The 15,745-nt window shown below is 62.8% G+C and carries 13 protein-coding genes; 8 read left to right on the top strand and 5 right to left on the bottom strand.

Annotated features, from left to right (window positions below; translation table 11 throughout):
• Positions 1-4 precede the first annotated feature (4 nt).
• The 5 genes from CV102_RS18935 to CV102_RS18915 all read left to right on the top strand — a co-directional run bounded on the left by CV102_RS18935 (position 5) and on the right by CV102_RS18915 (position 4,663).
• Positions 5-1,420 (top strand): class II fumarate hydratase, encoded by a 1,416-nt coding sequence (locus CV102_RS18935; protein WP_148859598.1) that lies wholly within the window; start codon positions 5-7, stop codon positions 1,418-1,420.
• Between the two features lie 303 nt (positions 1,421-1,723).
• Positions 1,724-1,957 carry a transcriptional regulator gene (locus CV102_RS18930; protein ID WP_148859597.1) on the top strand — a complete coding sequence of 78 codons (234 nt, stop codon included), beginning with the start codon at positions 1,724-1,726 and terminating at the stop codon, positions 1,955-1,957.
• Positions 1,958-2,079: 122 nt separating this feature from the next.
• Complete coding sequence (locus tag CV102_RS18925; RefSeq protein ID WP_148859596.1) at positions 2,080-2,547, top strand: DUF4395 domain-containing protein; 468 nt, start codon at positions 2,080-2,082, stop codon at positions 2,545-2,547.
• A gap of 53 nt (positions 2,548-2,600) precedes the next feature.
• Entirely contained in the window at positions 2,601-3,089 is a 489-nt protein-coding gene (locus CV102_RS18920; RefSeq protein ID WP_148859595.1) for a PH domain-containing protein, read from the top strand.
• Positions 3,086-4,663: a PH domain-containing protein gene (locus CV102_RS18915; protein ID WP_148859594.1), complete on the top strand. Its 1,578-nt coding sequence runs from the start codon at positions 3,086-3,088 to the stop codon at positions 4,661-4,663. The genes CV102_RS18920 and CV102_RS18915 overlap by 4 nt, the downstream gene beginning before the upstream one ends.
• Positions 4,664-4,719: 56 nt before the next feature.
• On the opposite strand, the gene CV102_RS18910 is transcribed toward CV102_RS18915, so the two are convergent.
• On the bottom strand, positions 4,720-6,771 hold the full coding sequence (locus CV102_RS18910; RefSeq protein WP_148859593.1) for a bifunctional metallophosphatase/5'-nucleotidase: 2,052 nt from the start codon (positions 6,769-6,771) through the stop codon (positions 4,720-4,722).
• A gap of 1,879 nt (positions 6,772-8,650) precedes the next feature.
• Between CV102_RS18910 and CV102_RS18905 the strand changes: the two genes are divergently transcribed.
• Positions 8,651-9,040, top strand: coding sequence for a DUF5805 domain-containing protein (locus CV102_RS18905; protein WP_148859592.1), 390 nt, complete (start codon positions 8,651-8,653; stop codon positions 9,038-9,040).
• The gene (locus tag CV102_RS18900) at positions 9,030-10,070 is read left to right on the top strand and encodes a tyrosine-type recombinase/integrase (RefSeq protein ID WP_148859591.1); all 1,041 of its coding nucleotides are present in this window, start codon (positions 9,030-9,032) and stop codon (positions 10,068-10,070) included. Before CV102_RS18905 ends, CV102_RS18900 begins: the two co-directional genes overlap by 11 nt.
• Positions 10,071-10,268: 198 nt before the next feature.
• Here the strand turns inward: CV102_RS18900 and CV102_RS18895 are convergent, their stop codons facing one another.
• The 3 genes from CV102_RS18895 to CV102_RS18885 form a co-directional block, all read right to left on the bottom strand.
• Positions 10,269-11,192: a hypothetical protein gene (locus CV102_RS18895; RefSeq protein ID WP_148859590.1), complete on the bottom strand. Its 924-nt coding sequence runs from the start codon at positions 11,190-11,192 to the stop codon at positions 10,269-10,271.
• Positions 11,193-11,237: 45 nt separating this feature from the next.
• A complete protein-coding gene (locus tag CV102_RS18890) occupies positions 11,238-12,950 on the bottom strand; it encodes an AAA family ATPase (protein WP_148859589.1) in 1,713 nt (570 codons plus the stop codon).
• A 63-nt stretch (positions 12,951-13,013) separates the two neighbouring features.
• Positions 13,014-13,847: an MBL fold metallo-hydrolase gene (locus tag CV102_RS18885; RefSeq protein WP_148859588.1), complete on the bottom strand. Its 834-nt coding sequence runs from the start codon at positions 13,845-13,847 to the stop codon at positions 13,014-13,016.
• 193 nt (positions 13,848-14,040) lie between these two features.
• Between CV102_RS18885 and CV102_RS18880 the strand changes: the two genes are divergently transcribed.
• The gene (locus CV102_RS18880; RefSeq protein WP_148859587.1) at positions 14,041-14,838 is read left to right on the top strand and encodes a superoxide dismutase; all 798 of its coding nucleotides are present in this window, start codon (positions 14,041-14,043) and stop codon (positions 14,836-14,838) included.
• 117 nt (positions 14,839-14,955) lie between these two features.
• Here the strand turns inward: CV102_RS18880 and CV102_RS18875 are convergent, their stop codons facing one another.
• Positions 14,956-15,522 (bottom strand): DoxX family protein, encoded by a 567-nt coding sequence (locus tag CV102_RS18875; protein WP_148859586.1) that lies wholly within the window; start codon positions 15,520-15,522, stop codon positions 14,956-14,958.
• Between the last annotated feature and the right edge of the window lie 223 nt (positions 15,523-15,745).

Raw genomic sequence — 15,745 nt, 5'->3', positions numbered from 1 at the left:
GGGTATGACACGTGACGACGAGTTCCGTATCGAGGAGGACAGCCTCGGCGAGATGCAGGTGCCGGTGGACGCCTACTGGGGCGCCCAGACCCAGCGCGCTATCCAGAACTTCCCCATCTCAGGGATCAGCTTCAGTCGCCGGTTCGTCCGCGCGCTCGGCGTCGTCAAGAAGGCCGCCGCACAGGCCAACCGCGACCTCGGACTGATCGAGGAGGACGTCGCGGAGGCGATCATCGAGGCAGCCGACGAGGTCATCGCCGGCGAGCACGACGATCAGTTCCCGGTCGACGTCTTCCAGACCGGCTCCGGCACCTCATCGAACATGAACGCCAACGAGGTCATCGCCAACCGCGCCGCCGAGATCATGGGTGCGGAGATCGGCGACCGCGTCGTCCACCCGAACGACCACGTCAACTACGGCCAGTCGAGCAACGACGTCATCCCGACCGCGATGCACGTCGCCGCCCTCGAGGCCGTCGAGAAGGACGTCATCCCCGCCCTCGATACGCTTCGCGAGGCGCTCGAGGCGAAAGAAGAGGAGTTCGACGACGTCGTCAAGACGGGTCGGACCCACCTCCAGGACGCTACTCCGGTCACGCTCGGCCAGGAGTTCGGCGGCTATCGGACCCAGATCCAGAAGGGACTCGACCGCGTCGACAAGGTTCGCAACCACCTCGCGGAACTCGCCCTCGGCGGAACTGCGACGGGAACCGGCCTCAACACGCACGAGGAGTTCCCCGGCCGCGCCGCCGAGTACATCACCAAGGAGACCGGCGTCCAGTTCCGGGAAGCCGACAACCACTTCGAGGCCCAGGCAGCCCACGACGCGATGTCCGAGGCCCACGGTGCGCTGCGCGTCGTCGCCGGCTCGCTGAACAAGATCGCCAACGACCTGCGCCTGCTCGCCTCGGGTCCCCGAAACGGACTCGGCGAGATCGAACAGCCCGAGAACCAGCCCGGCTCCTCGATCATGCCCGGCAAGATCAACCCGGTCGTCGCCGAGGCCGTCAACCAGGTCCACAAGCAGGTCGTCGGGAACGACGCTGCCGTCTCTGCCGGCGCCGCCGAAGGCCAGATCGACCTCAATCTCTACAAGCCCGTCCTCGCACACAACTTCCTCGAGTCCGCCGAACTGATCTCGAACTCGAGTCAGGTCTTCGCCGAGCGCTTCGTCAATCCGCTCGAGGCCAACCGCGAGCACTGTGAGACCCAGGTCGAGCAGTCGATGGCGCTCGCCACCTCGCTCAACGTCCACCTCGGCTACGACAAGGCCAGCGAGGTCGCCAAGACCGCGCTCAAGGAAGGGAAGACGGTTCGGGAGGTCGTCCTCGAGAAGGGGTACCTCGACGAGGACGAAGCCGACGAGGTGCTCGACCCCGAGAAGATGACCCACCGCGGAATCCTCGGCCAGGACGACTGATCGGGAGCACTGCGGTCGCGTACTCACCGCTCGCGTTCATCCCTCGTCTCTCGAACTGATATCGACCCAACAGCCAAACGTACCGAATAGTTGACAGTGTTCACCGACGGTAATTCGGGTGTGTTTCGAATTCACACAGCTACCAGTACTCGAGAAACACGCTTTCGAGTAAACAGTGCGTTCGATACTTCTTTTTTCCCGGACTGTTCGCGGTAAATCGGCGTAGCGGAGCCGAATCACTGCTTATCCGCACGGAAGAAACGAACCCAAGCAATTTTGAGGACCGCTCGCGTCAGACGAAATATGCACACCTGTCGAGACTGTAATCAGTCGTTCCAGACGGAACTTGCACTGGAACTTCACCGAGATACCTGCGAGAAAGGACAGCTGTTCTGTCAGGTATGTGGCGAGCGTTTCCGCGAGGGCGACGCGACCCAGGATGGCTGGCACTACGACTGCCCGAACGAAGCCTGCGACGGGACGGGACTGCAAGAGGACCTGTTCCAGATCGACGATCTCAGAACAGCGACGCACTGAGGTCGACCGGACGGCGATTTCGATCCGATCATTCTATCGTTCCTTCCAGAACGGTATCGATTCTAGCCACTCTGCTTTCGTAACGACCGCGCACTCATACTGTTCGACCGCGTAATGGGTGTGTGACAAGTACCCAAGTACAGACCGATCGGACGAACGACTCGAGTACCACGCTCGTCGACCCTCGAGCCCCTCGGTTCGGCCAGTCGATCACCGCAACGCTCCTGTTACTCGGTGTCGGGCTCGGTGAGCCGATACTGGTTGGTGCCGTCGCCGTGATCCTCGGCGTCTCGGTGCTCTCCGGCTGGCGGTTCGACCTCTATCGGTTCCTCTGGCAACGCCTCGTGATCCCGATCGTCGGCCGACCGGAGCATCGTGAGCCTGCAGCACCGCACCGGTTCGCGAAACTCCTGGGTGCGGCGGGATCCGGACTCGCCATCCTGTTGCTTCTCGCGGGCGTTCCCACTCTCGGGTTCGCCATCGCCGCGCTGGTCGGACTGGCCGCTGGACTCGCGGCGGTGACCGGTATCTGTCTCGGCTGCCGGATGTATCGCCAGGTGTCGTTCCTTCGTGCTCGTGATATCGTCTGACGCCCGGATCCGCTATCCCACTCTTTATTCTCATACCGAACATTTCGGGAGCTATGGAACGACTCAACCCACGGGTCCGCGTCGTCTGGCTCATTATGGCGGTTTTCCGGGCCAGTCTCGCCGGCGGTTTCATCGTGGGAGGAGCGCTGTTGCTCTCTATCACCGATTTCTGGGGAAACCCACCGGATCTGCTCGTCCCGGGAGCCGTCGCGCTCGCCGTGATCCTGGCTATCGTTCGTCTCATCGTCGCCTGGCTCCGCTACTCCGTCTGGCGGTTCGAGGTACAGGACGACGGGCTGTTCATCGAGCGAGGCGTCTTCACCCGCATCAAGACGGTCGTCCCGTACGTCCGCGTCCAGCACGTCGACTCCCGACGGTCGCCGCTCGAGCGAACGGCCGGACTCTCGACCGTCGTCGTCTACACGGCAGGCTCCCGAAGCGCCGACGTAGCGATTCCCGGACTGACCCCAGAACGAGCCGAAACGCTCCGCGAAGAACTGCGCCGACTCGCGATCGAGAGCGAGGGTGAGGACGCAGTATGAAAAAACTTCATCCGGCCTCGGTCGCGGCTCGCTCCCTCTCGCGCAGCGTGAACGTCGGCCTGCTGTTTTTCATCGGTGGAATTATCGCCTCGCCCGGCGGCGCCGGACCGAACCTGCTCTCTGTCGGCGGAATGGTTCTCGTCGGGATCCTCGTCGCGGTCGTCTACGAGATCGCCTACTACGAACGATTCCGGTACGAACTCACGGCGGACACGTTCGACGTCGCTTCCGGCGTCGTTGCCCGGCGCGACCGCGAGGTGCCGCTGCGCCGGATCCAGAACGTCGACATTCGACAGACGATCCTCAGCAGGGCGCTCGGCGTCGCGGCCGTCCACATCGAAACCGCGGGCGGCGGACAGACGGAGGTCTCGCTACAGTACGTCGGCGAGGACGAGGCCCGCAACCTCAGGCGACAGCTCCGTCGCGGGGCGAAGGCCGACGAGGAAGACGACGCGACGGCCGACGACGCAACCGATCGCGACACGGTCGAGGAGGAAGGAGACGAAGAGGAACTCCTCTTCGAGATTCAGCCGCGAGAGCTCGCGATCCTGAGCGTGTTCACGATCGACCCGGGAGCCAGCCTTCTCGGGGGGATCGCTCTCTCGTTCGTCAGCGGATTCGACCCGACGACACTGGTTCCGGTCGGCCTCGTCGAGGGCATTCCCGGAACCGGCAGCGGTATCGTCGCCATCGCCTGGGCCATCGTGCTCTTTTTGCTCGCCGCCTGGGTAGTGAGCGCCGTCCTGACGTTCAACCGGTACTACGGCTTCCGACTCACGCGCGTCGACGACGAACTCTACTACGAGCGCGGGCTGGTCCAGCGCTACAGCGGGACGATCCCGCTCGAGAAGGTCCAGACGCTGACGATCACCGAACGCGTCCCGTTCCGATGGTTCGGCTACGGGGCGCTGGCCGTCGAAACCGCCGGCTACGCGCCCGGCCAGTCGAGCAGCCGGGGGTCGGAGTCCGCGATTCCGCTCGCCAGGTTCGACCGGGTCGTGACGCTCGCCCGCGACATCGAACCCTTCGGCGATGTCGACCTCGAGGCGCCGCCGAAGCGGGCGCGGGAGCGATACGGCGTCCGGTACCTCCTGGTCGTTGCCGTCGTGGTGGGCGCCGGCTACCTGCTCGCCAGCGCCACGTTCGTCGAACGCTGGTATCTGCTCGCCGGCCTGCTCGCCCTCGTTCCGGTCGCTGCCCACCTGAAGTGGTCGAACCGCGGCTACCGCGTCGGGGATCGGTACGTCCTCGCGCGAACCGGGTTCTGGAACCGATCGACCAAGGTCGTCCCCTACTACCGCGTGCAGGCGGTGTTGCACACGCAGTCGATCTTCCAGCGCCGCCGCCGACTCGCCAGCGTCACGGCGGACACCGCGAGCTCCGCCTCGTTCCTCGGGCGGGCGGCGACCGCCTACGACGTCGACGCCGAGCGGGGACTCGAGTTGCAACAACACATCGAGGATCAGTTACAGGAACGGCTTCGCGCGCGCAAACGAGAGCGAACGGTCGGCGAGTGGTTCCAGCGCCCGGTCGCCGACGACAAGGACGACTCCGCTGGAAGCGAGTCGGCGTAGGACCCTCGAAACGGTCGTCGGCGGAATCGACGGGAAGCGTTACAGTGGAAGCGTCGTCAGCAGTCTTTCTCTCGGGAGGATGCCTCGTCTCCACGTCCCTCGTCGGGCCGGTCGTCCGCTCCTCGTCCCTTCACGTCCCCGGTGAGGGGGCGAACGTCCGCGGCCGTGACGGGGACGCGAACCTTGTAATGGTCGTACATCTCGTTGGCAGGAAGTTCGATGGAGTCGTCGTAGTCGTAGTACTCCTCGTCGGGATCGAAGCCGCCGACCAGCGAGAGTTCCGCCACGTTCGCGTCGTCGAACAGGTCCAGCACCGCTTCCGTCTCGAGGGCGACCTCGACGCCGTCGTCCGCGGAGACCGATTCAGCCTCGACGACGCCGTGTTCGGGTGCAACCAGTCGGAACGTTCCCTCCTCGACGGCGTTCATCGCGTCGGTTTCGGCGAACGACAGCGTGAGCGTCTCGGCGTCCCCGTCGGCGTCGACGTCGTCGACGACCTCGTCGACGCGGATCATCCGGTGTTCGCGCTCGGGAGCGACCGTCTCGTACTCCTCGTCCAGGAGATCCATGACGAACGGGCCCAGGAACTGGCCCGAGTGCAGGACGAGGCCGTCCTCGGTGAACTCGTCGTTGCGACCGGCGACGAAGTCGTTCGTCGCGACGAGATACGTCTCGTCGTCTTCGAGTGGCTCGCCCCTGACCCAGACGTTTCGGGCCCTCCCATCGTCGTGATGACCGGTCCACTCGTAGGAGACTCCGGAGACCTGAATCCCCGGCTGGGCGCCGAAGTCGTCGGGCATCGGTCGAACCGATCCCTCGAGGTAGGAGTGAAGCTGTTCCCCGGTGAGTTCGTACACCTCGATCTCGTTCGGGAACGGGAGGATGTTCATCACGTCGCTGCCGGTGATCTCTCCGGGACCGTACGTCGCGTCGGAGCGGATCCCGCCGGCGTTCTGGAGCGCGACGTCGATCTCCTCGTCGAGGTCGCCGACCTCGCGCATCAGGTCGGTCATCAGGTTCCCCCAGCCCGTTTCGATCGAGTAGTTGTCGAACGAGGCGTTGAGTTCGACCTCGCTCTCGACGATGGGTTCGCCGAGTCGCTCCTCGAGTTCATCGATGTACTCGTCGGCGATCTCCGCCACGCCGGGATCGCGCTCGACGTCCTGGACGTCGACCGGCGTGTGGTGGTCGGTCTCCTCGGGGTAGTCTGCCTCGTCGAGTTCCTCGGAGTCGTACAGGTCGAGTCGCTCCCAGTCGACGAGTTCGCCGGAGTCGACGTCGAAGGTGAGGCGTCCGACGTGGTCGAACTCGTCACCGAACTCGGAGATGACGGCACCGTGACTCTCGTCCGGTTCGTCGAAGACGACTCCGGAGTGAGAGCCGACGACCGCGTCGACGCCGTCGACGGAAGCGATCGTCGGGTGGTCTCCCGTGTTGGCGTGGGAGGCACAGACGATGAACTCCGCACCCGCCTCCCGGAGAGCGGCGACGGCTTCCTCGGACGCCTCTTCGTGGCCGAGCACCTGCCAGTCGTCGGGGTAGTCGGTGATTCCGTGGAAGTTCTCGACGCCCAGCCCGAAGACGCCCACGGTGTGGTCGCCGAGTTCGACCGTCGTCCAGCGCTCGGCGCCGGGAACGGGTTCGCCCTCGGGGGTGAGCAGGTTGGCGATCACCCAGGGGAACTCGGACTCCTCGAAGCGCTCCGTGGCGACGTCGGTACCGAAGTCGAACTCGTGGTTGCCGGCGCCGATAGCGGCCGGCTCCATTTCGTTCAACGCCTCGATCATGTGCTCGCCCTCGAACTCGAGTCCGAGGACGGACGGCGCCAGGTCGTCACCGTTACCGAAGAAGCCGGCGTTCGGGTACTCCGCCAGTAGGTCCCCGACGAGCGTCTGGTAGCGTGCGATATCCAGCTCGGGATAGTCCGAATCTTGGAACCGTCCGTGGAAGTGGGTGTCGTGGAGAATCGTCAGGGTGTCTTCCTCGACGGCGGCTGCGGTTCCCGTCGCGCCCGTACCGAGTGCCCCGAGCGTTACTCCCCCGACCGTCGCGAGTAGTCGACGGCGGCGTTCGTCGACGTTTTTCACCGGTTGGTGATTGTCTACCATACCTGAAACTCTGAAACCGCACACTTAATGATTTGTATGGGGATTTTGATGAGAAACATACTCGTACCGCGTCCGATTTCGGCGAAGTGGGCGTCTCACTGAAAACTGATGCCGGACGCCGAACACCACTCTGCGATCGCGATTCCGCCTCCAGTATCTGTTCTGTCACGGTAGATCGAATTATCCGACCAGAATTTCGTTCCCTCAGTCCCTCTCAGCGGGTAGTTGTTCTTCTCGATCACCATCCAATTAGATATAGCGAAATAGAATTTACCTGTCCGAAATCCGCCGATACCCAGCAGACTATTTACTCGAAATCGAGTTATTCGTGGCAACTCGAGTTGTGTGCGTGTCACAACATCGACCCCCGGTCTACGGTCGGCTCACGCGATACGTTCGCCGTTTCGGTCGAGTTGAATTTGTTCGAGCGGGAGACTCCAGCGGGCTCCGTCCGAACCGCGAGTCTGGTCCCGTGACGATCGAAAAGAGAGACTGCTCCTCTCGAGTCGTCACGAACTGCCGTCGACTTTCGAACCCCCCGGTTCTCGCATTTTGTCGTCAGAATCCCGGCCTCTCCAGGAGGCGTTCGCGACGCTTCTTCGTCGCTTGCGTCTCGAGGTTCGTCGGAACTCTCGAGTCCGACCCCACTCACGACGGCTCCCCGTCCGCCTCGAGACGACTCAGCTGACTCGGAGAGTTGATCGGTGTGAGCTCTCGGAGTTTTGTGAACCCGTCAGTCTTCGCCGGCTGGTCGCCGAGGACCTGGCTGCAGACGATATCGAAAACGCCCTTGTCCGCCCTAGCGAGTTTGGCCGATCTCGGCCTCGAAGAGGAGACACTCGCCGGAGGTCAGGGGAAGGTGGAGGCAGTCGCTGAACGAGTCGTCGACGAACTCGGTTATCGTCCCGGCTACAAGGGCGGGTCAGGGTGCCGGTTCGACCGCTCGCGCAGTCCGAGACCGCCGGTGAACGACTGCGGTCAGGATGCTACCCCAGGTTGGTTCGTCGTACCGACGGACTGTGCCCGAACTGACGATGCGTTATAGTAGCCACTGAAACTCAATGCGCACCCGATCGCACGACGCGAGCGCGCTTCGGAGTAAGCAAAGCAAGAGAGAACCGCGGACAATGCGACCGTGTGCAAATCGTTTCAGGTGTCACTATAGACCAAGTCCCTCATCGGGACCTGCGCGTTTCGTTCCCGGTGGAGCGCGATGTCTGTCCGACGACGAGGTGACCGGAATTTTCGCACCCGTCTGCTCTACGCTGTGGTGCGCTGGAGAAACGAATCCGGCCCTGATCGTTGTCGGACTATACGATCTCTCAAAGCCCCTCTAACTGGCTTCAATCGGCTTTCGCTTGATCGGTGTGTTGTGGAACTCGATCGCTCGAGGAACACTGCGTGCTTTCACAGAGGCGTTACTCGGAGTCTCTCGATGGAAGTCCGTCGACCGGATTTCACCGACCGAGTTCTCACCACCTGGATGACGGAAGGTAGTCCGTGGAACGGACAGGATCACTCGTCGTCCCAGGCAGTTGTGGAAGTCGACGACGATCGAGTGCCCCTCAAATCGGGACGCGTTCGCGATCGATTCACTCTTCGGATCGCGACGAAGGTGTCTCGATTCGGTTCCAAATCCTCGGTATTTCGTCTCTCTCGAACGGCGTTAACCCCTCGTCTTCGATGCGTCCCGGATACTATATCTCAACTTCTGGGTACAGTTCTCTCGAGTTTAATATCCCTAACTGTAGTACTTCGAGTAGATGTATCTACTCTGGTGGGACTATCTGGACTCGAATTTTCACCATATGAAATGAGATAAGGTCACTTAGCTGGAATAGTAGTTAGATTGAAGGTCCGGGAGTTTGATCGGTTTCGTATGGCCGACTCAGCCGATACATCTCGGACTGCCGTCAAGACCTACGTTCCTGCATACCAGAAAGACGAGTGGCAATCCCACGCTGACGACCTCGAGATGAGCCAGAGCGAGTTCGTCCGAACGATGGTGCAGGCCGGCCGTCGAGGGTTCGAAACCGACCACGAGGAACCCGGTTCTCCGGACGCAAACCCTGGGGGTAACGCCCTCGAAACGCAAGTCCTTAATTTACTGTCGTCTGACACGTACTCCTGGGAGGAACTCCTCGAGGCGGTCAGCGGCGACATCGAGTCTCGACTCGACGACACGTTGGAAGAGCTCCAGGCGGACAACCGCATTCGATACAGCGGTCGCCACGGCGGGTACACGACTCTCGAGGACGATGGCAACTAGGACCGACGCACCCGAGGACGTGGCGGACCCGATCGCGTACTTCCTCGACGACCAGCGATACCACGGGAAGAGCGAACGGACGCTCGAGGCCTACGAGCGAGTCCTCCGCCAGTTCGAGGAATTCGTCCGCGAGCGCTTCGACCACATCGAGGAGGTATCGGCGGTCGGGCGCCGCGAGTGTATGGCCTGGGTCCACTCGCTTCGTGATCGGTTCGAATCGAGCACGATCGCGACGTACGCGTCCTACCTCAACCGGTTCTACGACTACATGAATCGCGTCGGCGTCTTCGAAGAGAATCCCATGGTGCTCGTGATGGAGGAACTGTCGGAATCCATCGATACGAACCCAACTCGCCGGGATATCTCGATTCCCGAGATGCGCTCGTTCGTCGACTCGATCGCGCATCCGCTCGAGCGCGCCGTGGTCGTCACCCTGCTGAAAACCGGGATGCGCGTCGGCGAACTCTGCAACCTCGACCTCCGGGACTGTCACCTCGAGACGCCGGAACTCGACCTCGAGTGGACTGCACGCGTTCAACTCGAGCGCCGCCCGTCGTCGATATTCGTCTCCGAGGAGCCGGCTCGCGGCCGGACCGTCAACGGGGAAGAGCGACGTGCTTCGAACAAGCGCAAGCGAGACACCGTGATCCCCGTCGACGCCGAACTCCGGCGAGCCTTGCTCGAGTGGCTGGCGATCCGTCCGGATCCGATTTCGCCGGCCGACCCGCTGTTCATCGACACCGGCGACTCCTGGGGCGAGCGGTTACAGACTTCGGACGTCCGGTATATCGTCGAGAAACACGCCCGAACGCACGGCTGGTACCGGACCGGTGGCGGCGCGGCAGAGAACGTGACGCCACACTACTTCCGACACTTCTTCACGACGCACCTTCGGGACCGGACGGGCGACCGCGGCGTCGTCAAGTACCTCCGTGGAGACGTCGCGAGCGACGTCATCGACACCTACACCCACAACTGGGGCGACCAGGTTCGCACCGTGTACGAGACGAACATTTACTCGCTCCTATAGAGTGTCTCGCCACATATGACACTACAAAAATAAAAACTAGATTATCATTGGTGTGCCCGATCTCACCCAGATAAATCTCATGTTGCTATATCGAATTCGGCCGACTTCCCTTTTCGAGACAGACCACTACTACTGCCGTGGCTGGCGCTCTGGCAACTGTCTACAAAATTTTGGGAATAACAGGAGGGTCGGAGTGAATCAGTGCGTGACCGCGAGTTCTGTCTCCGCAGTACCGTTCGCGAGTACCGATCGGACTGCGGCGACGGATTCGGTGACCTCGGGCGTGTTCTCGAGCATCACCGTCTCGCTGGGGAACAACTGTTCGCCGAGCAACAGGCCGTGTTCGCGAGCGGTCGACCCGGTCACCGTCAGGTAGACGCCGAGGCCCGTCTCGGCGATCGCCGCCTCCTCCTCGCGACCGTTCGCGGGATAGCGGAAGTCGACGCCGTCGAGCGTCTTCGTGCCGAGGACGGCCTGGACCAGCCGCTCGTACCGCGGTTCGATACAGATCGGTCCCTCGTAGCCCTCGAGAAACTCCCGGTCGATCGATTCGGAGGGTGGCGCCGTCTCGGGGGTCGCCATCAGGGTGTGGTAGACGGTGTCGCCGAGTCCCGTGACGACGCGGACGTCGGTGTCGACGGGGTCGATCCGGACGTTGATGTCGGCGATTCGGTCGAGTGGCTCCGGCCGGAGCTCGACGACTTCCTCGAGAACCAGGTCGGCGCTGTCGAACCCGAGCGCGAACTCGTGGGTTCGTAACGCCCGAAACGGCTCTTCGCGACCGACGAGCTGGATCGACGTCCCGTCGGAAATGCCATCGGCGTCCTCGAGCGGAATCGTCACGCTGTCGAAGACGATACGTCGCGGCTTTCCGGCGCGGTCGTCGCGAAGGAGCGTATACTCGGGTTCGGTCGGATCGTCGACGGTGCTGTAGGTTGCGAGACGATGGTAGACGTCCTCGTCGGCGTCGACGGTGCCTTTCGTCCGTGCCTTCTCGTGTCGAAGCGTCGACGTGATGTCGTCCGCGAGGGCCGGCACATCGAGGCGTGCAGCGATGCGATCGAGCACGCACTCGAGCGGCCGCCCTTTCCGCGGGACCGCGATCGGAATCGTCTCGCCCATCGACCAGTTCTCGACGAGCGACGGATAAACGAGTTGCGTTTCCCGCTAGCTGTCCGAGAACATCGATCCGAGCTGGTCTCGCCAGTCCTGGATGTCGGTCAGCCCCTCCTGGACGTCCTCGAGGTCGTCCTCGAGGTCGGCCACGTCGTCCGCGACGTCGTCGACACGTTCGTCGACCGTCTCGACGTCGTCACTAACGTCTTCGAGGTCGTCTTCCACGGTCTCGACGTCGGCCGCGACCTCGCCCAGATCGGTCTCGAGGTCGGCGGTCCAGTCGGTCAGCGACTCGACGTCGGTTTCGACGCCGTCGACGCGCGACTCGGTGTCCTCGAGCTGGTCGTCCATCGCAGCGAGCTCGTCCTCGAACGACGCCAGCTCCGTCTGGAACTCTTCGATCAACTGTTCGCCGGTCCCCTGTTCGTCGAGGAATCGTTCCAGCGCGTCGGTGTAGGCGGCGACCTCCTCGACCCGGGACTGGAGGTGCTCGACTTTCGCGATCTCCGAACCGGAGGGCTCGAGATCGAGTTCCGAACGGAGGGCCTCGAGGTCGTCCTCGTCGACGGTCCCCTCGCGAATCTCCGTCGCGAGTCGGGCGCCGATCGATCCCTCGAACGCGACGTCAGACTCGTCTTCGGCCGACTCGGTTTCCGCTGGCTCCGTCTCGATGGCGTCCGATTCGCTCGTTTCGTCGCTCGTCCCGTCGGTAGCGTCCTCGCTCTCGTCGACCGCGGGCGACTCGTCCGACGCGTCCGGTTCGACGTCGGTGTCCGCCACGTCAGCGGGCGAGTCGGCGTCCGCTGGCTCGTCGCCGTCGTCTGCATCGTCGGCCTTCGGATCGATGTCGCCTTCGTCGTCGCCGATATCCACGTCCTCGGTATCGTCGTCTGTCTTCTCGGTATCGCCGTCTTCGTCCTCGGTACCGATATCCTCGCTCTCCTCGTCGGCGACGTCCGCGCTCGTCTCGGCGTCGTCGACCGCAGCGTCCTCGGGTAGCTCGGGGTCGGACTCCTCCTCGAGTCCGAGATCGATGTTGGACGGATCGGCGTCTGCGTCGTCGGCTTCGTCCTCGCCAGTTTCGTCGGCGTCCAGGCCGAGATCGAGCGCCTCCTCGTCCGGCGGCGCGGCTTCGATTGCCTCGTCCTCGTCGGTCCCGGGGATCTCGTCCTCTTCGAATCCGAGTTCGACGTCAGGCTCGTCGTCCTCGAACTCCGTCGTCTCGTCGAGATCGACGTCGTCCTCGAGATCGATATCCAGATCCTCGTCCTCGAGGCCCGGTACGGAATCGGACTCACCCGAGATCATGTCTTTGACGGGCTGGCTGCGGTCGTCTCCGACGATCGTCTCGATGACGTCGTCGCTGATCGCGTCGGCGTCGGAATCGGCCGCATCCTCGGAGCTGACCTCGACGACCGTCGGCTCCGTGAGGAACTCGGTCACGACGCTCTCGTCGTCGATCCGGATTCCGTAGACGGTGACGAGCGGTTCGTCAGACTCGAGCGTCCCGGTAAACTCGACGTGGTTGTCCTGGAACGCCGTCCAGTCGTCGCTGTAGTACTCCGGGTGGAATCCGACCTTGTCCATCGGGAACGATTCGGGGATCTCCTCGGAGAGGCGAAACGTGACCGGTTCGTCGTGGTCCGACTCGATCTCGAACCTGATCGCCGGAACGGGAAACTCGTCTGCCGCGAACCGCTTCCGGACGGTCAACCCATCGGCACTGACCTCGATCACGTCGTCCGTGTCGGCGGTGCTACTCATGACGCCAACGTTACCATAGCACTATTATAAATTGTGCGGACAGTATCAGTTCTGATATACGTATCAGAGGTTGACTCGATCGCCGATCTCGACGAGTTCCAGCCGGCGCGGATACTCGAAACTCTTCGCGTGGTGGTGGAGCACCTTCGGGTCCGAAGTGAGACCGCGCCACATGTCCCAGTGACTCGGCAGGAGCGCCTCGAGTTGGAGGGCGGCCGCCGTCTCGACGATCTGGTTCTCGTCGTTGTACCAGCGCGTCCGTTTCGGTTCTCGGGTCTCCTTGTCGGGGATCTGGCCGACGGTGCCGAATGCGAGGGCGCCGAGATCGATGTCGTACTCCGAACCGATCCGTTCGAACTCGTCGGACGGTTTCGTGTCCCCGCCGTGGAAGAACGTTCCCGCGTCGTGCTCGAGGACGTAGCTTACGGGATGAGTTGCGTCCGGATCGTGTGCCGCTTCGACATGAAGCGTGAACTCTCCGATCTCGAGAGTGTCACCCTCGCTCACTTCGTCGAACTGGTCGTCAGTTACGTCCCACTCCTCGGTCCAGTTCTCGTCCTCGCGTGCGACCGCCAGACTGTCGTCGGGAGCGTACAGGGACGCGCTCGTGTTCTCGAGGATCGGTGCCTGACTCGGTCCGTGGACGTGGTCTGTATGTTCGTGGGTCGCGAGAACCGCGTCCGCCTCAGACACGTCCTCGGGATCGAACGGGACGGGAATCATGCGAACGGTTCGTGGTGGATCGCCCAGCCCGACGTAGGGATCGATGAAGATCGTCGTCCCCTCGTTCCCCTTGAGTACGAAGCCGTTACAGCCGAGATACCAGATTGCGACGCCGTCCGGCGATGCGTCTTCGACGTCACGGACGAGCCAGTCGCCCCAGTCGCTGTCTGTCATACTCGGGGATGTGCGGACCGGCTGGGTAAGTGTTATTGTCTCCGCGAGTTTCCGTCGCGTCGAACCGGGGAGGGTGGCCGTCCTCGGCGGACGTCGGCTTCGTCTAGTTAGTTCACCAACCCCCATCGCTAATTTCAACGCTTTCTATTGCCGGGTCGGATTTGATTGACCGAACCGTCGTTCTCGAGAGCGCATGACGAACGACTCGATTCTTCCAATGGGACCGCGCCGCGACGTGTTGCAAACGATCGGCGGACTGACCGGCCTCGCGCTGGTCGGCCCCACGGGCGCGGCGGCCGAGGACGACTACGACGGACAGGGACACGACGCGACGGAAAACGGACGGTACGCCCTTCCGGAACTTCCCTACGAGTACGACGCGCTCGAGCCTCACATCGACGAGCGCATCATGGAACTCCACCACGGCGAGCACCACCAGGCGTACGTCGACGGCGCGAACGCCGCCCTCGACGAGTTCGAGGAGATGCGCTCCGCGGGCGACTACGAGGAGATCAAGGCCGCAAAGCGGGACTTCTCGTTCAACTTCTCCGGCCACATCAACCACACCATCTTCTGGCAGAACATGAGCCCCGACGGCGGTGGCGAACCCGACGGCGAACTCCGCTCGGCGCTCGAGGCGCAGTTCGGTTCGTTCGAGGCCTTCCGGGACGAGTTCACCGCGGCCGCGGAGAGCGTCGAAGGCGGCGGGTGGGCGATGCTGTTCTACGAACCCGTCGCGGACCTCCTGGTGATCGGCCAGGTCGAGTCCCAGAACGAACTGGCCCACCAGGGTGCGATCCCGATCCTGACCCTCGACGTCTGGGAACACGCCTACTACCTCCAGTACGAGAACGAACGAGCGAGCTACGTCGAGGAGTGGTGGAACGTCGTCGACTGGACCGACGTCTGTCGGCGCTACGAGTTCCTGACCCAGACTCGAGCGAGCGAGAACGCTACCGACGAGTCCGAGGGACAGAAAACGGACGACTGACCGACGACTGACGTCACCCGCGGGTGCGATTTCGCAGCACTAAATAGTAGCACAATTGAGTGGCTCACGGCTGAAGCCGCGTGTATTCTTCCGGTTTCCATAGAAAACGAATCGGAGTTAGCTCAGAACGTATCGAAGCTTCGGGAAGCGCTCGACGAGCGCCTGTCCGCCGACTTCGATCCGTTCGATGTAGCGGTCCAGGCCGAGGATTCGGCCGGCGCCGAAGGCCGCGATGGCGAGGAAGACGACGGCGTAGATCAACGTCGAGTCGAACAGCGCGAGCCACTGTCCCTCCCAGCCGCCGAGGTAGAAGGCCGACATCTGGATCGCACCGCCGAGGGCGGCCAGCCGGACGAACGCGCCGACGATGAGCGCCACGCCGATCAGCACCTGGGTCACCGGGACGACGACGTTGATGACCTCGAGCAGCATCGCGTTGCCCGCCATCGCGGCGTAGAGCCCGCTGACGGGGCTAACTGGGTCGACACCGTGGACGAGGAAGCCGCCGGCGTCGAACGGCTCACCGCTGACGAACGCGAATTTGCCGAGTCCGGCGAACAGCATCATGCCGCCCATCACGGCTCGTAGTGCGACGATGAACCACGCCGACAGCGCGTGAGGGTGTCCTTCGAGCGTGATTCCCGCGTACCGGCTTTCGAGTCTGTTTCGAGTAGTAGTGGACATAATCGGTTGATCTCTTGTATTTGAACGGAGGGGCCGAACACGGGTGAGTAATCTTCCTTTATTTGAAGGGATCTTTATATAGTGAGCTTGAGGGTCCCTCCATCGGCGGCCGTTTCGACATCGATTCCCACGGTCTACTGTCAGTTCCGTCGTTCGACTCCGCTCGAGATTGAAATAGGGGTCCGTCTGTTACAGCAGTGCCCACGTGACCGGTGGATGGATT

The organism is Natronococcus pandeyae, from assembly GCF_008122205.1.
Taxonomy (GTDB): Archaea; Halobacteriota; Halobacteria; order Halobacteriales; family Natrialbaceae; genus Natronococcus; species Natronococcus pandeyae.
This window is presented reverse-complemented; position numbering and strand designations above follow the sequence as displayed.